The following is a 20,435-nucleotide window of genomic DNA, read 5'->3' on the forward strand; positions in this document are numbered from 1 at the left end:
ATCTGAGCGCTATGGCTCGATAAACCACTAAACGCTATACAAAATCACTGCAGCCGGGACCGAATCGTCTCCGCGGTTTGCTCGCCGATACCGTCGATAGCCGTCAGTTCTTCATCAGAGGCTGTCCTGACGTTGTCCACACTGCCAAAGCGCCGGAGCAGTCGCTTCCGCGTCTCGGGGCCGATGCCGGGCACGTCGTCAAGGGTCGTCGACACTTCGTCCCGTAGCGTCTGGTGGTACTGGACGGCAAAGCGGTGGGCCTCGTCGCGAATCCGCTGGAGCAGGTGGAGCTGCGGGGCGTCGCTGTCCCAGTCGTACACGCGGTCGGGCGCGATGACCAGTTCCTCGTCCTTCGCCAGCGCGATGGCCGGCACGTCCCAGCCGGTCTCGGCGAGGGCGTCGCGGGCCGCCCCGAGCTGGCCGTCGCCGCCATCGATGAGTAGCAGGTCCGGGTCCGGCCGGTCGTCCCGGCCTTCGACGGCGCGTGCGGCCCGCCAGCGGAGGAGTTCGCGCATGTTCGCGTAGTCGTCGTTCTGTTCGGTGAGCTTTTTCCGCCGGTAGTCGCTCTTCTCGGGCGTCTCGTCGACGAAGGTGACGTTCGAACCGACGGCTGACCGACCCTGTGCGTGGCTCACGTCGAAGCCCTCGATACGGCCCGGACGGTCGATGCCAAGGGCGTCGGCCAGCCGTCCGGTCTCGTCGTCGGTCCCGCCGCGCTGGCGGGCGTTTTTTAGTGCGAGGTCGACCAGCGTCGCCTCCCGTCCGGCACCCGGCACACCAAGCGTGACGCCTTCGTTCTCCAGCCACGCTTCGAGGTCCGGATCGGCGGGGGCCTCGGCACAGAGAATCCGGTCGGGTAGCTCCCGCTCGGCGTAGTACTGCGGGATGAACGCCCGATACACGCCAGCGGTCCCTTCACCGTCAGGTGCGTCGAGCGTGTGTCGGTCCCGCTCGACGAGCTTGCCGCCCTCGGCGTGGAGTCGAGCGACGATGGCGCGCTCGCCTTCGACGGCGGCCCCGAGTACGTCCGTCGTCTGGTATCCCCCGGAGTCGCTGACGGCAGTGTCGCCCTCGCCGTGGAGCGCCTCGACGGCCCCGAGCTTGTCCCGGAGGTTTGCGGCGCGTTCGAACTCTTGGTTCTGTGCAGCGGCCTCCATCTCGCGGCGCAACGGGTCCGCCAGAACACCGGTTTCACCCTCGAAGTACCGCGTGACGGCTTCGACGTCCTCGGCGTACTCGCCCTCGCTGATTTCGCCGGTGCAGGGTGCGGTACAGATGCCCATCTCGTAGTCGAGACAGGGCCGGTCCCGGTTGCTGTACTTGTGGTCGGAACACCCCCGGAGCCCGTACGTCTCCCGCAGTGCCTTCACCACCGTCTCGACCCGCCCCTTGTCGGTGAACGGCCCGTAGACGGTTGCGCCGTCCGCGGGGTCACGGGTCACCTCGATTCGGGGGACGGCATGGTCGGTCAACTGGACCAGCGGGTAGGACTTGTCGTCTTTCAGCCGGACGTTGTACGGCGGCCGGTGGCGCTTGATGAGGTTCGCTTCGAGGAGCAGCGCCTGTGTCTCGGTGTCGGTGACGGCGAAGTCGATGGTTTCGGCTCGCTCGACCATCTTGGCGATGCGCTCGCTCCGCGGGTCGGCGTACGAGCGCACGCGGTCCCGCAGGTCGACAGCCTTCCCGACGTAGAGGACCCGGCGTTTGTCGTCCCGGCCCTGTTCGAACAGGTACACGCCGGGCTCCCGTGGCAACGACCCCGCGCGCTCTCGAACCTCGTCGGCGTCCATTAGCACAGGGTTGGCGCTCGGCGGGGTTGAACGTCACGGGAGCGGGTCGTCTGGCGCCGACTGGGCCGCACTGCCGGCATCGGCAGGCGGAGCCTCCGGAACGATGGCAGCTTCGATCCGGTCGACGACGCTCTCGTCGTCCGGTGCAGTCAGCTCGATATCGTCGTCGCCGGCGACGCGCACGACGAGCAGTCGGTCGCGGCTCCAGAGGTAGACACCGAGGACGACGGCGGCAAAGGCCAGTGCGAGACCGCCGAACAGTCGCATCAGGTCGTCCAGTTGCGCCATCAGCGTCAGCATCGTCTGGAGCATTCCAAGCATGCCCCCGATACCGACGGCGCTCGCGGCACCGCCGCTGTCCAGCGAGACGTTGCCCACGAGGCTGTCGAGGCTCACGGTCATCCCGGCGGCCACAAGCACGACACCGACGACCAGCGCCTTCACGCCGAGTTCGAGGAACGACCAGTCGCCGCTGGTGGTGACGTCGACGCCCTCGACGTTGGGGCGGTCGACCTGTCGGTAGTTCGACCCCTCGCGGTCCGGCGTGAACACGAGGACGCGGTGACTCGTCACGACGACCCCGCCACGGTCCAGCCAGACGTCCGCTTCGATCACCTCGCCGTCGTACAGGAGGCTCTCGGCCCGTGCGACCCAATCCATACACCCCGTTTACCGCGGACACCTGTATATTCTCCCCCCGTAACCGCTAACTGTGCGCCCTCGAACATGACAGTATGACCGCCGACCCCCGCTGCCCTCACTGCTCGGAGAAGGTCAGTGCGACCGCGACGTGGTGTATGCACTGTGGCCGGGACTTCGAGAGCCCGGTCGACGCCGGAACCGGAACGACGGTTCTCGATGCCGGCGGCAGCCAGACCACGTCAGACCTCGAAGCGGCGCTGAACGCCGGCGACGTCGACGGTATCCAGAACGCTCTCGCACAGAGCGACAACGGGCCGACACTCGTCGGTGTCGTACTTGCCGGTATCGCGCTGTTTACCCTCCCACTCGTCTCGCCCCCGGGCGCTGCACTGTATCTCCTCGTCGTCGCCGGTGTCGGGGCAATTGCCGCGACACAGTCGACGTTCGACGCGGCGCTCAGAACCGGCGGGAAGGCACTCGCACTCGCTCCCTTCCTGCTGGTGTTTCTCGACGTGTTCCTCGGATATCTGTTCAGCGGAGCGGTAGCGACCAGTGCCACAGTTCTGTTCGGCCCGGCAATTTACGCCGGTCTGGTCATGTACGGCGTCCGCTGGTATCGTCGTCGCTGAGCGGTCTGCGGTGACCCGAACCCGAGTTGGCGTGCATCTCGACCAGCGTGTCGGCGACTTGCTTGACCGCTCTATCCGCGACGGCCGCTCGCTGGGCATCCGTGAGCGGGGTGTGGCGGCCCATGGACGAATGTGGTTATTCAACTGATAAATACTTCGTGGAAGGTACAACCGCCATCTGTGTCTTTTCCTCGTGAGCGGTCCGCTCTTCTCAGGCCGCACGCCGGTTCGCTTCGCCCGGTATCAAAACTACCATGCCTCCCGGATTCGAGTGGTCATCTACTACAGGTGGTTCTGTGACCGAAAAACGCGAATACAAAGACGACTATCAGGACAAGACGCTGTATCTCCCGGGGCCGACCGAGGTGCGCGAGGACGTTATCGAGGCGATGGCCGAACCGATGTTCGGCCACCGGATGGACCGGATGACGGACCTCTACACCACCATCGTCGAGGACACGAAGGAGTTCCTCGGCACCGACAACGACGTCATCGTGCTCACGGCGTCGGGCACGGAGTTCTGGGAGTCGACGACGCTCAACCTGGTTGAGGACAGCATGCTCGTGCCGACCTCCGGCGCGTTCAGCGAGCGCCAGGCCAACGTCGCAGAGCGCCTCGGCAAGGACGTCGACCGCATCGAGTACGACTGGGGCACGGCGGTCAAGCCCGGCGACATCCGTGACGCGCTCGAATCCGGTGACTACGACGCCGTCGGGGCCGTGATGAACGAGACCTCGACCGGCGTCCGGAACCCTATCGAGGAGATCGGCGACGTGGTCGCGGAGTACCCGGACACCTACTTCATCGTCGACGCGATTTCCTGCCTCGGCGGCGACCAGATCGACATCGAGGCACACGGCATCGACGCCATCTTCACGTCCACGCAGAAGGCCTTCGCCATGCCGCCGGGGCTCGCGGTCTGTGCCGTCAGCGACGCGGCCTACGAGCGGGAACTGGAGAAAGACTCGGCGTCGTGGTACGGCGGCTTCCAGCGCTGTCTGGACTACTACGACCGGAAGGGCCAGACCCACTCCACGCCGGCGATTCCGCTCATGCTCGCGTACCGCAAGCAGATGAAACACATGCTTGATGAGAGCCACGACGCCCGCGACCAGCGCCATCAGGAGATGGCCGAGTACACGCGCGAGTGGGCGCGAGAACACTTCGACCTCTACCCCGAGGAGGGCTACGAGTCCCAGACGGTGACCTGCATCGAGAACACGCAGGACATCAACGTCGCCGAGACGGTCGAGACCGTCTCCGAAGAATACGACATGGTGTTCTCCAGCGGCTACGGCGACATCAGCGAGGAGAGCTTCCGCATCGGGCACATGGGCGAACACACCGTCGAGAGTATCAAAGAACTAACCGACGCAATCGAGGACGTCGCCGATCTGTAAATTGAGAAATAATCGACTGAGGCCGGGGCTATAGGCCGTTCTGGGGCGGTTCGCTTCTACCACTTGGCGTTTTCACAGTTTGATAATGCTGGGAAGACTATATTACTGCCGACTACTTTGATGTAGATAGACGAACCATATGAGTAAAAGCAACAGGCGGAGTAGGGACAGCGACTCCTCAACACCGATGAACGTGACCAGAAAACAGTTCGACTGGAGCGAGACGCGACCGAGCGCGGCAGTGACTGAGTACATCTCCGCCATGACCGGCCGGGAACAAACTGACTTCGCACCGCTGTACGAGACTGTCGACCCCGAAGCGCTCGACTCACTCGTCGACTCCTCGAAGCGCTCGACGCCTGTCAGTATCTCGTTTGAATATGCCGGTCACTCGGTCACTGTCCGAAGCGACGGGGAACTCGTTATCAAGGCACCAAGCGCCAGTATTGGCCGATAACTTTCGGTTTGCGGAGTTTTTGCCCCTCCTCTCCTGTTTTCCCCCTGATAGCGATTGTGCTTGTGCAGGATCGAAACGCCCAGCTCCGAATATCTATAAAAAACCGTTTTTAGGCCTCGACACCCCAATTATCAGTGTTTGAATTCGAAAAGGTAGGCATAAGTCAGGAGGTCAGAAATTCGTACGTATGACTGGGACGAACGTGCGAGCGAGGGTTGTGACCCACTACAGCCGACGAATCGGGGTCGCAATCGGTGTGACGCTCGCAGTCACGCTCGCGTTCGGGGCTGTGTTTGCCGCGCACGCGGCAAATCAGGGGGCTGGACTCGCGGCCATTTCTGGGACGCTGTTCGTGGTAACGCTCAATCTCGGACTGCTCGCGATTGTTCTGGCCGGGAACGCGGCGGTCGAACTCCGGCGCCTGACCGACGCCGCGACAGCTATCGAGGACGGCGACCTTGAGACTAGTCCGGACGTCGACCGCGCGGACGAGTTCGGTCGCCTCGCATCGGCTTTTGACAGTATGCGCCGCTCTCTCAGCGACGCGTTCGACGAGTCCGAAACCGCACGTAAGGAGGCCGAACAGGCCAAGCAAGACGCACAGGCGGCGCGACAGGAGGCCGAGGAGTTCAACGAAACGCTCCTTGATCATGCGACGGACATCGGTGACGCAATGACGGCCGCGGCTGACGGCGATTTCACCCGAAGTCTCGACACAGACACCGGTGTCGATGCCGTCGAACGGATCTCGGTCGCCTACGAGGAGATGGCCGACGGCCTCTCGGAAACTGTCGTCGATATCCGGCAGTTCGCAACTGATGTTGAGGAAGCAAGCACGGCCGTCGCTGCCGACGCGACAGAGGTCGAGGAACTCAATCAGTCTCTTGCCGTCGATATCCGGGAACTGGCCGGCGATATCGAAGCACAGGCAACCCAGCTCGAAACGGCCATCGAAGAGACGAACGACCTGTCCGCGACCGTCGAAGAAGTCGCCTCGACGACTGACGAAGTCGCTCGACAGGCCGGGGAAGCCGCGAACGTAGGCGCGACCGGGACAGACCGTACGGCAGAGGCCATTGAGGCCATCGAAGGAATCGAAACCGCTGTGACCCACCTCGACGAGTTGGTGACTGACTTGGATGACCGCATGGACGACGTCGCGGCCACGACCGGGCTGATAGATGATATCGCCGAGCAGACGAATATGCTCGCACTGAACGCCAACATCGAGGCCTCACACGCCGGTGACGGCGGTGACGGGTTCGCTGTCGTCGCCGAGGAAGTCAAGACGCTCGCGGAGGAAACCCAGGCGGCGATCGACGAGATCGAGAGTATCGTTGAGGGGGCTCGCGGGGAAGTCGACGAGGTGGCCGACGAGATGGACCACACCAGAGAGCGCATCGACGCGGGCGTTACCACGGTCAATCAGGTCGGTGACGCCGTCGAGCGGTTGACTGACACTGTCGACGATGTCGACGCTGCGATGGCCGAGATCTCACGGGCGACCGACGACGGTGCCAGCGCGACCGAGGAACTGGCTGCGACTATCGACACCGTCGGCGAGGTCGCCAGCGACGTCGCCGAACAGTCCCACGACCTGGCCGATACGGCCCAGGAAACCGCCGAAACGATGAGTGCCGTCCGGCAGCGGGCAGAGGACCTCTCGACACGGACCCGAGAACTCATCGATCGACTCGATGCGTTCGAGACGCGGGCAGTCGGTCACGGTGGAACGGACGGGGCGACACCGACCGCCGGACAACAGCGCGTCGGGGGCGACGATGATTAGCGGGTCGGCCGTCTACGAGATCGCCGCGGTCCTGCTGGCCGTCGCGGCCGTCGTGCTCTCTGGGTGGCTCAGGCGCATTCCGTCGTCCCACCGACACTACTGCTACCCGGTGGTGGCCGTCGTCGGGATTTCGGCCGTGACGACCGCGCTGACGGCGGCTGGCGTCCTGCCAGTGCCCGGGTCCCAGCTCACTGTCCCGAACATCGTCGACGACTTCGTCGCGTACACGGTGCTGTGGACGCTCACGGTCGCGATAGCCGGGGCGTCCCGCCGAACGTTGGCTGTCGCCGCCGCCATCCCGGCGGTACAGGTCATCGCTTTCAACGGCGGGACGATCGTCGGCGGCGCTATCGGACTCGTCGGCTTTGGCGTCCTCGTTATCGGCCAGCTCCTGCTTGCGTACCTGTTACTCGGCCCAGTCTGGCGTCGTGCGGCCGACCTGCCCGACGACCAGCGGCTCCTGCACTGGAAGTCCCGGAACCTCCTGTTGTTCCTCATCGGGATGCTCATCGCCTACTCGTTGCTTGCGGTTGCGGACGTGTTCGACCCGTTCGTGTTGACCGTCATCAGCGAGTACATGGGGCTCCTGATCCGCGTCGGCTTCGCCGGGTTCCTGTTTGCCAACGTCGATGCTATCGCGGTCGACCGGACCGGCTTTGCCGACGTAGCATCGGAGTCGGCTGGCGCTCAGCGCGCTGATTGACGAGGGCCGCTGTTGTTGGTATAACACTCTGCAATCCCAGACGGAGTTGCTTAGTGGTCGGCACCCAGAACAGACTGTAATGGCTGTAGCCGACGACGCTGATCTCGCGGACAACCCCTATGTCGAGGGACCCCCGACCGAGTTCGAGGACACAACGACTCTCGACGAAGCGACGGCCCGCGAGCAAGCCGACCAGTTGCGCGAGGCGCTCCGCTATCACGACTACTGCTACTACGTCGAGAACGACCCGGTCATCGGCGACCGGGCCTACGACGCGCTGTTTGCCCGGCTCCAGCGACTCGAATCGGCGTTCGACCTCGACACCGACGGCAGTCCGACCCAGCGCGTCGGTGGCGAGCCACTGGACGAACTCCCCGACGTCGAACACGTCGCCCGGATGGGCTCTATCGACCAGGGCGGCGAGGAAGCGGACGTACGGGAGTTCGACGAGCGGGTTCGCGACGGGCTGGGAACCGACGCCGTTCAGTACTTCTGCGAGCCGAAGTTCGACGGCCTCTCTATCGAGATCGTCTACGAGGACGGCGTCTATCAGCGCGCTGCGACCCGCGGCGACGGCGAGGTCGGCGAGGACGTGACCGAGAACGTCCGGACCATCTCCAGTGTCCCCCAGCGGCTCCGCGGTGACTACCCCGACTTCCTGGCCGTCCGCGGCGAGGTGTACATCCCGCGGGACGCCTTCACGGCGTTCAACCGCGAGCGCGTCGAGCGCGGCGAGGACCCCTTCGCGAACCCCCGCAACGCCGCCGCCGGGACGCTCCGCCAGCTCGACCCGGCGGTGACCGCAGAACGCCCGCTGTCGGTGTTCTTCTTCGGCGTCCTTGACGCTTCGGTCAGCTTCGAGAGCCACAGCGAGATACACGAGCGGTTCCCCGAGTGGGGCCTCCGGGTGTGCCAGCGGACCGCTGTCGTCGACGACATCGACGCCGCCATCGACTACCGGACCGACCAGCAGCAGGCCCGCGACGACCTCGATTACGAGATCGACGGCGTCGTCATCAAAGTCGACGACATGGACGCCTGCGACGAACTCGGCTCGACCTCGCGCGCCCCGCGGTGGGCCTTCGCCTACAAGTTCCCGGCCCGCAAGGAGGAGACGACGGTGCGGGACATCGTCGTGCAGGTCGGCCGGACCGGCCGGCTCACCCCCGTCGCGCTGATGGACCCCGTCGAGGTCGGCGGCGTCACCGTCTCCCGCGCCTCGCTGCACAACCCCTCGCTCATCGCCGACCTCGGCGTCGACGTGGGCGACCGTGTCCGCATCAAGCGGGCCGGCGACGTCATCCCGGACGTCGTCGAAGTGCTCGATGACAACGGCGACGGCCACTTCGAGTTCCCGGACACCTGCCCAGCCTGTGACAGCCCGGTCGAGCGCGATGGCCCGATGGCGTTCTGCACCGGCGGCCTCACCTGCCCCGCCCAGCGCGAGCGCAGCGTCGAACATTACGCCAGCCGCGACGCGCTGGACATCGAGGGCCTGGGCGAGAAGGCCGTCCAGCAACTGCTGGACGCCGACCTCGTCTCGGACCCCGCGGACCTGTACGAACTCACCGTCGAGGACCTCACTGACCTGGAGGGCTGGGGCGAGACCAGCGCCCGGAACCTCGTCGAAGGGATGGACGACGCCCGCGAGCCGCCGCTTGCGAACTTCCTCGTCGCGCTGGGTATCCCCGAAGTGGGCACCGTCACCGCACGAAACCTCGCCCAGGAGTTCGGCACGTTCGAGGCGATACTGGACGCTGCCGACGAGGGCAACACCGACGCCTTCGAGGCCGTGTCCGACGTAGGTTCGACCGTCACGCGCTCAATCGTGGAGTTCTTCGAGGGCGAGGGCAACCGCGCCGTCATCGACCGCCTGCTCGACCACGTCGACCCGCAGGCCGCCGAAGAAACGGGCGGTGATGCACTGTCGGGCCAGACGTTCGTCTTCACCGGCTCGCTTGACGGCTACACCCGCAGCGACGCACAGGACCTAATCGAGCGCAACGGCGGGTCAGCGACGAGCAGTGTCTCCGGCAACACGGACTATCTGGTGCTGGGCGATAATCCCGGCCAGCGCAAACGGGACGACGCGGAAGAACACGGCGTCAAGACGCTCACCAAGAGCGAGTTCGAAGAATTGCTGGACGACGCTGGTGTCCTGTAGGCCTACAGGTCCTTGTTTTCGAAGACGTAGTAGCCGGCGACCAGCGGGACGACCAGCCACAGCAGGAGGTAGCCGATGACCGCAACCGTCCCGTACTGGGGCGGTAGGGCGGCGTTAGTACACTCGGCACCGGCCTGGGTCACTTCGAGTGTTCCACCCAGCATTTTCTCACACGTCGCCTGCGGACTCGACGTCAGGAGGAGCCGCGAGCGGATCGGCGAGCCCTGCAGGATCTCTTGGACGAGTGTGCGGTACGCCGCGATGGGGCTCAGCAGCGAGACGAACAGTTCGACGTGAAGCTGGGTCACCTCGCCGATGTTCGCGTGGTCCGACAGCAGGTTCCCCAGGCCCGTCCCCAGATTCGACCAGAACACCTGCAGGTAGACGTAGATCCCGAGCGACGCCGCCATCGCCCGGCGTGCAGTCTTCAGCGCCGCCGAGAGGCCGATTGCAAATGCCGTGAACACGACCCCGTAGGCCATCGTAGCGAGCGCAAACAGCAGGAATGATTTCCACGCAATTTCAATCTCCGACGGGAGTATCACCAGCAGGGTCGTCAGGAGCCCGACCGTGACCGGAATGAGCGTGATCGCGCTCCGGCCGACGAACTTGCCCGCGAGCAGTTCGCCGCGCGTGTACGGGAGCGAGAGCAGTATCTTCAGGGAGCCGCGCTCGCTCTCCCGGGCGATGGCGGCGTAGCCGATGACAATCGCGACTGCAGGTAGCAACGGTGCTGCAATCGGCAGTGCGAACCGGACGTACGCGTCCGTCGTCAGCGACGCCCCGGCCTCGGCGAACTGCTGGCCGACGTTGAAATACAGGCCAAGCAGTGCCGGTAGTGCGAAGAGGACGATGAATATGAACGAGAGGACCCATATCCACGGCGAGCGGACCGTATCGCGGAACTCCTTTTTTGAGATGGGGTACCAGTCGGCGAATTCGGAGTTCTTGATGCTCGTGTCGATATCGCCGAGGAGGCGCTTGGCGGGGTTCTGCTCGGCGCTCATGCGTCGACCTCCGGTTGCTCCTGGTCTTGCTGTTCGGTGTAGGCGGCGAACACTTCATCGAGCGAGGCCTCCTCTGTCTCGAAGTTGGCGACCTCGCCCCCGCTCTCCTCGACGGCGTTGAGGACCGCCATCTTCGCGTCGCCGTCGCAGGTGACTGAGAGCGTATTTCCGTCCGCGGTCACCCCCGACACCGCATCGATTCCCTCGATTGCTGCAATCACGTCGTCAGTGCCATCGCCGTCGGCCAGCGTCACACGGAGGACGGTGTCCCCGGCGGCGGCCTCGCGCAGCCCGGCGACGCTGTCTTTCGCGATGAGGCGGCCGTTCTGGAGGATACCGACCGTGTCACAGACGGCCTCGACCTGGCCGAGGATGTGACTGGAGAAGAAGACAGTCGCGCCGCGCTCGTTCTCCTCGCGGATGATCTCACGCATCAGCCGTGCGCCGTTCGGGTCGAGCCCAGTCGTCGGCTCGTCGAGGATGAGGAGGTCTGGCTCGCCGACGATGGCCATTGCGAGCACAAGCCGCTGTTGCATCCCCTTGGAGTAGCCGCCGGCCTTGCGGTCGATGGCGTCGGCGATGCCGACCCGTTCGGCCAGTTCGTCGGCGTCGGCGTCGGCGTCTTTCGATTCGATGACAAAGGAGAGGTGCTGGCGACCGGTGAGCCGGTCGTACACGTCGTAGCCTTCGGGGAGGACTCCAGTGCGGGCACGGATTCGCTTCGGTTCTTCGTGGATGTCGTGGCCGAGCACCGTCGCCGACCCGTCGGTCGCGCGGACGAAATCCAGGAGGATGTTGATCGTCGTCGACTTCCCGGCCCCGTTCGGGCCGAGGAAGCCGAAGATTTCGCCCTCCTCGACGGTGAGGTCGACCCCTTGCAGCGCGGTGAGACTCCCGAACTGCTTGGTGACGCCATCCAGTTCTATCGCTGCCATACGGCCGGTTTGTGACGGCCGCCTGTATAGTCTTTCGTGTTCCAGTTATCACGCAAGAAAGTCAGAACGCGGCGACACACCGCCTCAGGCCCGGTTATACTTCAGCGTCGGGGTCGTGGCGCTCGGCCATCCGTTGGGCCTCCGTGGCGTAGCGCTCCCGCGTCTCCTCGTCGGTTACGGGTTCGAGCTTGTCGACCTCGACATCCGTCGCTGCCGTAATCCGTTTCCGTCTGAGCAGGTTCGGTGAGAGCTGCTTGGTCAGGTGGCGGTCGCCCTCCGGGGGCGCGTAGATGAGCGTTACCATGCGCTCGTCGCCGAAACTGGAGCGCTCGACCAGCCAGCACTGGACCGTCTCCTCGTCGTCGGTCATTGCTGTGTCGTTTGCGGGCCGGCGGTTTATATCTTACAACGCCCCAGACCGCTGTTACCGGGTCACATTCAGCCCTTGCTCAATGTCCGCGGTGAACTCCTCGTCGATGTCGACCGCAGTCCCGGCGTTCCGGACCGTATTCGTCGCGACCACGCCCGCGTTGCCCGACCGGAGTCGGATGCCGGCCGCTGAGGCGTTGCTGACCGTGTTGCCCGTGATGGTGAAACTGTACGGTCGCTCTGCACTCCGTGCGTCGGTGTTGTCCGCATCCGCTGGGACCGTTCGCACAAGGATGCCAACCGGACAGTTGTCGACCTGATTACCCGAAATAGTGATGTCGGACGACCGGGCTTTGGGGGTCCCGGCTACCTCGTCCCGGAGGTGGGTCTCCTTGTACTCGATTTCGATGCCCGCCTCGCCGCCAGGGTCGGGTGCGAACTCCGTCAGGTCCTGACAGACGTTCCCGACAATGGTTCCGCGCTGGGCCGGCGAGCAGGCGATGAGGCTGTGGCCGCCGTCGACGGTGACGTTACCGATGACGGCGAAGTTCGCGACGTTATACGGCGCGATGTTATTGAACTTCACGCCGACGACGCGGTTCCCGGCGATGACCACATCGCTGGACTGCCGGAGGTCGCGGTCGCTGCCGGTCGGTGCGGCCCGGCTGGTGATACCGTACCAGTTCGGATTGACGGCCTCGTTGTGCTCGACCGTCACGCCGGTACACCGCGTGAACGACAGCGCCATCTGGAAACCGTTCACTGTGCGGTTGCGAGCGATGTAGACGCCGTCGCACTGATCGGCCTGAATGGCTTGGTTGTTCAGCTGTGTCCCGTTGGCGTCGAACTCGATGTCGGTGACGGCGACGTTGTCACCGCGCACGCGAACGAGGTCGTGGCCGGCCGGCAGCGGGTTCGACTGGGACTCGGACGGTGCGGGGTCCTCGCCCGTTCCCGTCTGTGACGCAACGAACCGGGTTCCCTGCTGTCCGGTCAGTGTGGTGTTGTCGCCCATCGTCGCCGGCTCGCCAAATCGGAAAGTATCGGCGCTCGCGATAACGGCCCCGCCGCTGTCCGGCACGTTGTCGAAGGCATACTGGAACGCCTCATCGGCAGTACCGCCGGTCGAGAACGCGACGCTGCCGCGGTCGCCATCGAGAACCAGATACTCCGTACCGTTGCCGTTCCCGTTCGACTGGCCGGCTCCGGTCGTGACGACGTACACTGCCCCTGTCCCCGATAGTCCAGCGCCCGTCTGTGCCTGCCCGGTTCCGCTGAACAGTCCGATGCCCGCTACGGCACCGATACTCGACAGAACGGACCGTCGTGACGCGCCCCAGTCCGACTGTCGCGACCCAGTACTAGCTCCATTTGTGTCAGCAGTCATTCAAGTACGGCTGCCCGGCCGTTCGCAATAACCGCTTATAATAGCGGTCTGAACCATACGTACCCGTCAATACCTGAACTGTCCGGGCCGACTGACGCCGACTAGTGAATCTCTGGGGTGCCAATTTGTTGGCGACGTGGTACTCCAGACGACAGAACGCGACACCCGGGCTCACTATCCCCACCGTTGACAGCAGATTTATGCCGACAGCGACGGGACAGTACGACAATCCGACGTGGGCTCCGACGACTCGCCGTTCGACGACGTGTCGGCTGACCGGGACTACCTTCGGGTCCTGCTCACTGCCGTTTGTGTCGTCGCCGTGGTGCTGGCGACGGCGACGCTCCCGATTCTGGCCCCTGGTGGGACACAGAGCCCGATGGAGTCCCTTATTCCCCTCCCGCAGGAGAACCCGTTCGGGGAGGCTGGGGGGACCTCGACTGGCGGCAGCGGCGGGCAACTCGGTGCGCTGAACCCGGGAAGCCAGACTGATGTTGGCGGCTCGCTCGATAGTGGCGACAGCGGCGACAGCCCGTATCAGTCACAGGACACGGAGCCGCATTTCACCGTCACGAGTTCGGAACCGGCGTACTGGCGGACTGGCGCATATGAAACCTACACCGGCACGGGCTGGGACGGGCAAGCGGACCCGCAGGCCTATCAGGGACCGATGGCGGTCGACGGGATGGCCGACTCGACGGTCGATTACGAGGTGCAACTGGCCAAGTCCGCCACGTCGCTGCCGACCGTCTGGCGGCCGAAATCGGTGTCCCGGGACGACGTGATGGTCACCGAGTACGGCGCGGTCACGTCCGAGCGACCGCTCCCTGCCGGAACGACCTACAGCGCGACCAGCGTGACACCCCCCGACGACCCAGAGGTGCTACGAACGAGTGGCCGCGACTACCCTGCGGACATCGAATCACGCTACACGGGCGTGCCGGCGTCAACCTCGGCGCAGGTGGGCCCGTTCACCGACCGGCTGACCGAAGACAGCGACTCGCCCTATCAGACCGCGGCGACCATCGAGCAGTGGCTAGAGGCGAACAAGAACTACTCGCTGAACGTCAGCCAGCCGCCCGAGGACGACGTGGCCTCGGAGTTCATCTTCCAGATGGACAAGGGGTACTGCGAGTATTTCGCCACGTCGATGGTGGTGATGCTGCGGAGTCAGGACATCCCGGCGCGCTACGTCGTCGGCTACTCGACTGGCGAGCGGACCGGCCAGAACCAGTACACTGTTCGCGGGATGAACGCCCACGCGTGGGTCGAGGTGTACTTCGAGGGCGTCGGCTGGGTGAAGTTTGACCCAACGCCGGGACAGGAGCGCCTTGCGTCCGAACAGCAGGCGATGCAAAACAGCAGTCAGGACTACAGCGCCGCGGAGTCCGGAAGCCCCGACGAGGAGTTCGCCGTCGGGACGCCGGCGGGCGAGCCACAGACCGAGACCCCGACCGACGGAGGTGGACAGGAGTCTGGCGGTGACGAAACTGAGGGCACTGAGACCGGTGCAGACGGGACCGGTGACAGCGACGGAACTGGCGACTCGGGCGACGGACAGACGGTCTCGCAGTCCGGTGAGTTCATCGTCGAACTCAATCGGACGGCGACGCCGGGCGCGGCGGTGGCCGCGACGATAACCCGCGACGGCGCGCCGGTTGAGGGCGCGACTGTCTCGTTCAACGGTGAGCCGGTCGGAACGACGGGACCGGATGGCACCGTTTCCGGGACGGTCCCCTACGAAGACGAACTGACGATTAGCGTCGATGCACCTGGCGACGAGGACGCACTCATCGCTCCGTCGGTCCCGCGTGACAGCACTCGTGCTTTCGCTGTGACCGGCCCGCAGACCCAGCAGTCGACGAACGCGAGCTACGAACTGAACACGAACGCGTCGGTGAGCATCACCGGCCAACAGGTCACCGGCGGCGAGGTGACCGTCACTGCGACCATCGACGGGGTGCCGGTGCGGGACGGTGATGTCCTGCTCAATGGCGAGCAGGTGGCGACGACGGACCGGCGGGGGCGGGCAACGGTCACGCTCCCGACCGAGCCGGGCAACGCCTCGATTGCCGTCGAGCGCGACGCTGTCAGCGGGAACACGACCGTCGTGCTCGAACAGCTCTCCGTGGCAACGTCGCCGTCGCTCCCGCTGGCCTTGCCCGTCGCTGGCCAGACGGTGAACGCGACGATGGGCGGAGACCCGGTCACGAACGCGACAGTCGCCGTCGGCGGGGAGCCGACAGCACGGACCGGCGCGGCCGGTCAGGCAACGGTCGGGATGCCGTTTGCGGCCAGCGCCGAAATTTCCGTTTCGAAGTACGGCCAGACGGCCACGACGACGGTCGGTGGCCTGCTCGTCAACGCCGCGGGCGTCGTGCTCGCTCTCGGTGTTCTCGTCGCTGGGACGGTCATCGGTGCTCGTCGGAGAAACGTCACGCCGGGGACGGTATGGGGCTGGGTTCGGGCCGCACGCGAACTCGCCGTCGGGGCGCTCGTCGGCGTTGCGGTGGTGGCCGATGACCTGCTGGGTCGCCTCCGAACGCGACTCGAACGCACTGTCACGGCGCTCCGGGACCTGCTCGCCGGCCGCCGGTCCCCTGCGGCATTGCTCGACGCGTTGCGAGCGTGGGTCAACGAACGCCTTTCAGCGGCCGAAGAGGCAGCCAGCGATGCGGTGGCGGCCGTCTCCACGACTGACTCGAACGGGGGCGACGGAACGCCCGCGGCTCGCGTCACCATCCGCGAGGCGTGGACGCGCTTCCTGACCCACGTTTCCCTCCGGCGGTACTGGACGCGGACACCCGGCGAAATCGCGACCCATGCCATCGAACGGGACGGCCTCCCGCCGGCCGCGGTTCGGACGGTCCGGGACGCGTTCCGGGCGGTCGAGTACGGTCAGCGAGACCCACAGGAGCACGTCGCGGCCGTCGAGGACGCGATCCGGACTATCGAGGCGGCCGCCGGGCAGCAGTCCAGCGCGACCGACGACACTGACGACGCGACGGAGGGGCGGCCCTGATGCGCTTGCGAACGGTCGTCTTCGGGACTGTGGGGCTGCTGGCGACCGCCGTCGCGGCCGCCCTCATCTTTGCGCCGACGGCCGCCGGCGAGTCCCTGGCCGCCGTGTTCGGCAGTGTTGCCCCGACGACCGCCCTCCTCGCCGGGAGCCTGACCGTCGGGCTCTGTGCGGTCCTTGCCGGCTGGCTCGGTGGGCTCCTCGGCGGTGGCTCGGCGACCGCCTTCGACGTGGCTATCGACACCCCACCGGAAGACGTGACGGCCACGGAGAGTCGGCTGTTCGCCGCCGACATCGACGCGGCCATCGACGACGCGGTTGCGGGCGACGACGAGGCGATGGACACGGTCACCGAGCGACTCGCCGCGGCGGCGACGACGGCCTACGCTGTCGGCAGCAGTGTCTCGCAGGCGTCCGCCCACCAGGCAGTACGCGCAGGGACGTGGACCGACGACGCCGTCGCGGCGGCACTCCTTTCCCCGACAGAGCCGCAGTCGCTGCTGGCCCGACTCCGGCTGTGGCTCGACCCGGAGAGCGAGCGCCGCCGCCGCATCCGCCGGACGGTCGACGCTATCGAGCGGGTGTCGGGGGGTGAGCGCTGACGATGCATCGCCGCGTGCGGCGCTGGAGCGGCGGCCTCGCGGCCGCGCTGTTTCTCGTCAGCGTCTCGCTTTTGACAGCCGAGCCGCTGTTGCTCGCGGCGACCGCGATTCCGCTCATCTACGTCGCCTACGGCTCGTTGTCCCGGGTGCCGGCGGGAACCGACTTGCAGGCGGCACGGTCCGTCTCCGACGCCCAGCCGACGCCCGGCGAACCGGTCGAGGTCGAACTCACCGTGACCAATACGGGCAGCAGTTCGCTGACCGACGTGCGGGTCATCGACGGCGTGCCCGAGGAACTGGCTGTCGTCGAGGGGTCGCCGCGGCTCTGTACGTCACTGCGGCCAAACGAGAGCGCCACACTGTCATACGCGGTGATGGCCAAGCGCGGGACCTACACGTTCGACGCCGCCGCGGTGCGGGTACGGACGCTGTCGGCCAGCGATGAAGTGACCGTCGACCTGCCCGTCGCCGGCGACGGGACGCTGACGTGCTCGAACACCGTCTCCGAAGTGCCGATGGCCGACGCCACGCTCCCGCGGGCGGGGACGCTTCCGACCGACTCCGGCGGGAGCGGCCTCGAGTTCCACTCCACGCGGAGCTACCAGCCCGGTGACCCGGTCAACCGAATCGACTGGCGGCGCTACGCCAAGACCGACGAGCTGACGACCATCGACTACCGGGAAGAACAGGCTGTCAGGACGGTGCTGGTCGTCGATGCGCGGCCGCCGGCCCGCGTGACACCGGAGCCTGGGTTCCCGACCGGAGCCGAACTGTCGGCCTACGCCGCCGAGCGCCTGTTCGATGCCCTCTCCCGGACCAGCGTCGTCGCGAGTGTCTGTGCTGTCGGGTTGGCTCCGGAGGACGTTCCCGGCGGGCTCGGCCCCGACGGACTGGCGTGGGTCGACGCCTCGGGCGGCCACGCGGCCGCCCACGCGAGACAGATATTCGATAGCGTGGGTCGCGCCGCGGCCCGACAGTCGGACACCGACGCGGCCGGTGACGCTGGCGCGTCCGAGGACGAGTCCCCACAGCAGCCTCACAGGGGCGACGCGCAGGTGACGACGGCCGACGGCGGGACCATCGAGGACCCGGGCCTGCTCGCCGTGCTCGCTCGGCTCCCGCCGACCGCGCAGGTAGTCGTGTTTTCGCCGGCCGCCGACGATTGGCCCGTCTCGCTGGTGTCGTCGCTCGCGGTCCGTGACTATCCGACGACGCTCGTGAGTCCGTCGCTGGCCCGCGGGGACTCGCTCGGCGCGGCCGTCGCCGGCACCGAACGCACCGCCCGGCTCCAGCGGGCCGAACTGTCCGGCGCGACCGTCATCGACTGGGACCTCGACAGCCCCATCGACGTGGCGCTCCGTGCCTCGCTCGCGGACCTGTTCAGCGTGTAACTATGGACGACACAATCTCGCTCCCGACCCGGATGCCCTGGACCAGCCTCGTGACCGTCGTCGGCGTGACGGCGCTGCTGGTCGCGGGACTGCTGGGAACCGTTTCCGCCGACCGGGCCGCGCTCGTCGGTGTGGCCACCGGCGTCTTGCTGGCGCTGTCGCTGTGGCTGAGCGGCTGGGATCACTGGCAGGCGGTCGGGACGGTTCTGGCCAGCGCCCTCGCGCTGCCGGTCGCCGTCGGGCTCATGGTCGCCACCGGCGGCACGGTCGCCTCGCTCGGTGCCGAACTGTTTCCCGTCTCCTCGCAGACTGGCGTCCGCCCGGCGGTCGTCACACTGCTGTCGCAGGTGGTCGTCGTCCTCGGCTGCCTGACCGCCGTCTTCGGTGCGACCGCGGCCACCCGCGGCGTCGTCGACACTGAGCGGGTTGGGGCCTACGGCGGCCTCGTCGTGCGGACGACCGCCGTTCCGTTCGCTGTTGCCCTCGTGCTGTTCACGCGAGGGGCCGTCGACTTCCTGCAGTCCAACACCGGGACGCCGGGCGTCCAGCAACTGACCGGCGAACTCCTCACTCGGGTGCTGGGACCGATTTTCGACCCGGTTCCGGGGCGAACGCATATCGCCATTTTCAGTCTGTTGCTCGCCCTCGCCGCGGCGGCGCTGGCTCACGGGCTCGACGCCTTGCCGCTGGCCGAACTCGTCCCGGAAACGAGCGACGCACCCGATATCGACAGGGCCGTCGCCGCCGCCGAGCGAACGCTCCGGTGGACGGGCCGACTCGCCTTGCTGGTCGCTCCGGTTGCCGGCCTGTTCGAACTGGGCCTCGGCCAGGAATCCATGGCCGAACTACTCCCTGTCGGACTGTACGACCTGCTCGTCACAGTCACGGCCGCGCCGGGCCTCCGCGGCCTCCTCTGGTGGCTGTTCCTCAGTGGGACGGCCGTCTCGGTGGCTGTCTGGTTCCTCCGGCGGACGGTCCAGAGTTCGGCCGACCGCGTCGGGACCGTTCTCGCACCGTACGTCGGCGGGGGCGTCATCACGCTCGCCGCGGTGGTGGTCGCGGGGCCGGCAGTCGATGCCATCGAAACGGCGCTCCGGGCGACGCCGGCCGCGGCGGCCGTCGAACAGTTCTTCGTTCCGATACTGGACGTGTACGGCCCCGAGACCGTCACGCTGTCACTGGCCGTCGTGGCGCTGTTTACCGTCGTCGGCGCAATTGGACAGCTGTGGCTGGCGCTGGCGACGAATTATCTGCGTGAGCGGACGGCCGGCGTCACGCTCGCGGCTGCTGGTCTGTTCGGTGCGAGCGCGTTCGCCGCGACGCTTGACACCTCGACGTGGCTGGTGCTCGTGGGGCTGGTCGGTGCGGTCGTCGTCTGGGACGCCGGTTCCTTCGGGACAACGCTGGGACACGAGGTCGGAACCGGGGCCGCGACGCGCCGCACCGAACTCGTCCACACCGGCGGAACCGTCGCGGTCGGCGGCGTCGGCGCGGCGGCGACGCTGGGTCTGGCCGGCGTCGCCCGGGGTTCTATCGCTGTCGAGCCGTCGGTCGCCGTGGCTGGTCTCGTGGTCTGTCTCGTCGCCGTGCTGGCACTCGTGGCCGCGATACGGTAGGGCGCACCGAACAATCCATTGTGGTGTGGTGACAAGCAAGTAGCATGACCGACCGGTCCCCGCTGGAGCGAGCCAGAGACAACGTGACGGAACTCACCTCTCTGGCGGTCACCGGGTTCTGGCTCGTTGCTCTCCTCACCGGGCAGGAGTGGTGGCTCGTGGCGCTGCTCGTCGGCTACGTCGTGGTCGTTCCGCTGACCGAACTGCTGTACGGCGATGCGGACGAGGAGGTGGAAGATATCGAGGAAGCGGACCCAGCACCGTCGAGCGATACTGGCGACGAAACACCGCTGGAGCGTCTGCGCTGCCGGTACGCCGAGGGGAAGCTGACCGACGAGCAGTTCGAGCGGAAACTGGAGCGGCTGCTGGAGACGGAGACGCTGGAGGACGTTGAGGACGCGACTCGGGACGAGCGGGAACGGGAGTTCGAGCGGAGCTGAGTGTGAGTAGCGTCGCCGGTCGGTGTCGTTCTCACGCCGAGCGGGTGCCGGGCATCGACTTCCTCGGCGAAAGCGATGGGTTCCGCCGCCTATGA

General features: G+C 66.4%; 18 protein-coding genes. 11 read left to right on the plus strand and 7 right to left on the minus strand.

Features of this window, described 5'->3' with window-relative positions; translation table 11 throughout:
* Positions 1-44 precede the first annotated feature (44 nt).
* The gene (locus ACNO8S_RS00800) at positions 45-1,790 is read right to left on the minus strand and encodes an excinuclease ABC subunit C (protein ID WP_151144642.1); all 1,746 of its coding nucleotides are present in this window, start codon (positions 1,788-1,790) and stop codon (positions 45-47) included.
* Between the two features lie 33 nt (positions 1,791-1,823).
* Positions 1,824-2,450, minus strand: a complete 627-nt coding sequence (locus ACNO8S_RS00805) for a hypothetical protein (RefSeq protein WP_050037444.1) — start codon at positions 2,448-2,450, stop codon at positions 1,824-1,826.
* Between the two features lie 137 nt (positions 2,451-2,587).
* Here ACNO8S_RS00805 and ACNO8S_RS00810 point away from each other — a divergent pair, with 137 nt between their 5' ends.
* A complete protein-coding gene (locus ACNO8S_RS00810; RefSeq protein WP_050007531.1) occupies positions 2,588-3,061 on the plus strand; it encodes a hypothetical protein in 474 nt (157 codons plus the stop codon).
* Here the strand turns inward: ACNO8S_RS00810 and ACNO8S_RS00815 are convergent.
* Positions 3,027-3,185, minus strand: coding sequence for a hypothetical protein (locus ACNO8S_RS00815; RefSeq protein WP_154020793.1), 159 nt, complete (start codon positions 3,183-3,185; stop codon positions 3,027-3,029). The genes ACNO8S_RS00810 and ACNO8S_RS00815 overlap by 35 nt on opposite strands.
* Before the next feature lie 172 nt (positions 3,186-3,357).
* On the opposite strand from ACNO8S_RS00815, the gene ACNO8S_RS00820 reads away from it, so the two are divergent.
* The 5 genes from ACNO8S_RS00820 (at position 3,358) to ligA (ending at position 9,574) form a co-directional block, all read left to right on the plus strand.
* A complete protein-coding gene (locus ACNO8S_RS00820) occupies positions 3,358-4,461 on the plus strand; it encodes a pyridoxal-phosphate-dependent aminotransferase family protein (RefSeq protein WP_014039299.1) in 1,104 nt (367 codons plus the stop codon).
* A gap of 187 nt (positions 4,462-4,648) precedes the next feature.
* Entirely contained in the window at positions 4,649-4,918 is a 270-nt protein-coding gene (locus ACNO8S_RS00825; RefSeq protein WP_008311299.1) for a HalOD1 output domain-containing protein, read from the plus strand.
* A 187-nt stretch (positions 4,919-5,105) separates the two neighbouring features.
* Positions 5,106-6,707: a methyl-accepting chemotaxis protein gene (locus tag ACNO8S_RS00830; protein WP_014039302.1), complete on the plus strand. Its 1,602-nt coding sequence runs from the start codon at positions 5,106-5,108 to the stop codon at positions 6,705-6,707.
* Positions 6,700-7,410, plus strand: a complete 711-nt coding sequence (locus ACNO8S_RS00835; RefSeq protein WP_050038265.1) for a bacteriorhodopsin — start codon at positions 6,700-6,702, stop codon at positions 7,408-7,410. The genes ACNO8S_RS00830 and ACNO8S_RS00835 overlap by 8 nt, the downstream gene beginning before the upstream one ends.
* Positions 7,411-7,489: 79 nt before the next feature.
* Positions 7,490-9,574 (plus strand): NAD-dependent DNA ligase LigA, encoded by a 2,085-nt coding sequence (ligA, locus tag ACNO8S_RS00840; RefSeq protein WP_420182340.1) that lies wholly within the window; start codon positions 7,490-7,492, stop codon positions 9,572-9,574.
* Between the two features lie 2 nt (positions 9,575-9,576).
* Here the strand turns inward: ligA and ACNO8S_RS00845 are convergent, their stop codons facing one another.
* The 4 genes from ACNO8S_RS00845 to ACNO8S_RS00860 all read right to left on the minus strand — a co-directional run bounded on the left by ACNO8S_RS00845 (position 9,577) and on the right by ACNO8S_RS00860 (position 13,272).
* The gene (locus tag ACNO8S_RS00845) at positions 9,577-10,581 is read right to left on the minus strand and encodes an ABC transporter permease (protein WP_420182341.1); all 1,005 of its coding nucleotides are present in this window, start codon (positions 10,579-10,581) and stop codon (positions 9,577-9,579) included.
* Positions 10,578-11,516, minus strand: a complete 939-nt coding sequence (locus ACNO8S_RS00850) for an ATP-binding cassette domain-containing protein (RefSeq protein WP_420182342.1) — start codon at positions 11,514-11,516, stop codon at positions 10,578-10,580. The genes ACNO8S_RS00845 and ACNO8S_RS00850 overlap by 4 nt, the downstream gene beginning before the upstream one ends.
* A gap of 94 nt (positions 11,517-11,610) precedes the next feature.
* Positions 11,611-11,886, minus strand: a complete 276-nt coding sequence (locus tag ACNO8S_RS00855; protein ID WP_008311289.1) for a hypothetical protein — start codon at positions 11,884-11,886, stop codon at positions 11,611-11,613.
* Positions 11,887-11,940: 54 nt separating this feature from the next.
* A complete protein-coding gene (locus tag ACNO8S_RS00860; protein WP_420182343.1) occupies positions 11,941-13,272 on the minus strand; it encodes a NosD domain-containing protein in 1,332 nt (443 codons plus the stop codon).
* Positions 13,273-13,507: 235 nt separating this feature from the next.
* On the opposite strand from ACNO8S_RS00860, the gene ACNO8S_RS00865 reads away from it, so the two are divergent.
* From ACNO8S_RS00865 to ACNO8S_RS00885, 5 genes are read left to right on the plus strand one after another with little or no spacing between them, the layout of a single operon-like run.
* Complete coding sequence (locus ACNO8S_RS00865; protein ID WP_420182344.1) at positions 13,508-16,294, plus strand: transglutaminase TgpA family protein; 2,787 nt, start codon at positions 13,508-13,510, stop codon at positions 16,292-16,294.
* Positions 16,294-16,893 carry a DUF7269 family protein gene (locus tag ACNO8S_RS00870; RefSeq protein ID WP_151144630.1) on the plus strand — a complete coding sequence of 200 codons (600 nt, stop codon included), beginning with the start codon at positions 16,294-16,296 and terminating at the stop codon, positions 16,891-16,893. Before ACNO8S_RS00865 ends, ACNO8S_RS00870 begins: the two co-directional genes overlap by 1 nt.
* Before the next feature lie 2 nt (positions 16,894-16,895).
* Positions 16,896-18,284 carry a DUF58 domain-containing protein gene (locus tag ACNO8S_RS00875; RefSeq protein WP_151144627.1) on the plus strand — a complete coding sequence of 463 codons (1,389 nt, stop codon included), beginning with the start codon at positions 16,896-16,898 and terminating at the stop codon, positions 18,282-18,284.
* A gap of 2 nt (positions 18,285-18,286) precedes the next feature.
* Positions 18,287-19,900: a DUF7519 family protein gene (locus ACNO8S_RS00880; RefSeq protein ID WP_420182345.1), complete on the plus strand. Its 1,614-nt coding sequence runs from the start codon at positions 18,287-18,289 to the stop codon at positions 19,898-19,900.
* A 44-nt stretch (positions 19,901-19,944) separates the two neighbouring features.
* On the plus strand, positions 19,945-20,340 hold the full coding sequence (locus ACNO8S_RS00885; protein WP_420182346.1) for an SHOCT domain-containing protein: 396 nt from the start codon (positions 19,945-19,947) through the stop codon (positions 20,338-20,340).
* Positions 20,341-20,435 lie beyond the last annotated feature (95 nt).

This window comes from Haloarcula sp. KBTZ06, assembly GCF_048595605.1.
Lineage (GTDB): Archaea > Halobacteriota > Halobacteria > Halobacteriales > Haloarculaceae > Haloarcula > Haloarcula hispanica.

Coding starts and splice junctions, on each gene's coding strand:
- ACNO8S_RS00830 (WP_014039302.1), top strand. CDS start 5,106: ATGACTGGGACGAACGTGCGAGCGAGGGTTGTGACCCACTACAGCCGA.
- ACNO8S_RS00825 (WP_008311299.1), top strand. CDS start 4,649: ATGAACGTGACCAGAAAACAGTTCGACTGGAGCGAGACGCGACCGAGC.
- ACNO8S_RS00870 (WP_151144630.1), top strand. CDS start 16,294: ATGCGCTTGCGAACGGTCGTCTTCGGGACTGTGGGGCTGCTGGCGACC.
- ACNO8S_RS00855 (WP_008311289.1), bottom strand. CDS start 11,886: ATGACCGACGACGAGGAGACGGTCCAGTGCTGGCTGGTCGAGCGCTCC.
- ligA (WP_420182340.1), top strand. CDS start 7,490: ATGGCTGTAGCCGACGACGCTGATCTCGCGGACAACCCCTATGTCGAG.
- ACNO8S_RS00805 (WP_050037444.1), bottom strand. CDS start 2,450: ATGGATTGGGTCGCACGGGCCGAGAGCCTCCTGTACGACGGCGAGGTG.
- ACNO8S_RS00850 (WP_420182342.1), bottom strand. CDS start 11,516: ATGGCAGCGATAGAACTGGATGGCGTCACCAAGCAGTTCGGGAGTCTC.
- ACNO8S_RS00810 (WP_050007531.1), top strand. CDS start 2,588: ATGCACTGTGGCCGGGACTTCGAGAGCCCGGTCGACGCCGGAACCGGA.
- ACNO8S_RS00800 (WP_151144642.1), bottom strand. CDS start 1,790: ATGGACGCCGACGAGGTTCGAGAGCGCGCGGGGTCGTTGCCACGGGAG.
- ACNO8S_RS00885 (WP_420182346.1), top strand. CDS start 19,945: ATGACCGACCGGTCCCCGCTGGAGCGAGCCAGAGACAACGTGACGGAA.
- ACNO8S_RS00815 (WP_154020793.1), bottom strand. CDS start 3,185: ATGGGCCGCCACACCCCGCTCACGGATGCCCAGCGAGCGGCCGTCGCG.
- ACNO8S_RS00835 (WP_050038265.1), top strand. CDS start 6,700: ATGATTAGCGGGTCGGCCGTCTACGAGATCGCCGCGGTCCTGCTGGCC.
- ACNO8S_RS00860 (WP_420182343.1), bottom strand. CDS start 13,272: ATGACTGCTGACACAAATGGAGCTAGTACTGGGTCGCGACAGTCGGAC.
- ACNO8S_RS00875 (WP_151144627.1), top strand. CDS start 16,896: ATGCATCGCCGCGTGCGGCGCTGGAGCGGCGGCCTCGCGGCCGCGCTG.
- ACNO8S_RS00880 (WP_420182345.1), top strand. CDS start 18,287: ATGGACGACACAATCTCGCTCCCGACCCGGATGCCCTGGACCAGCCTC.
- ACNO8S_RS00845 (WP_420182341.1), bottom strand. CDS start 10,581: ATGAGCGCCGAGCAGAACCCCGCCAAGCGCCTCCTCGGCGATATCGAC.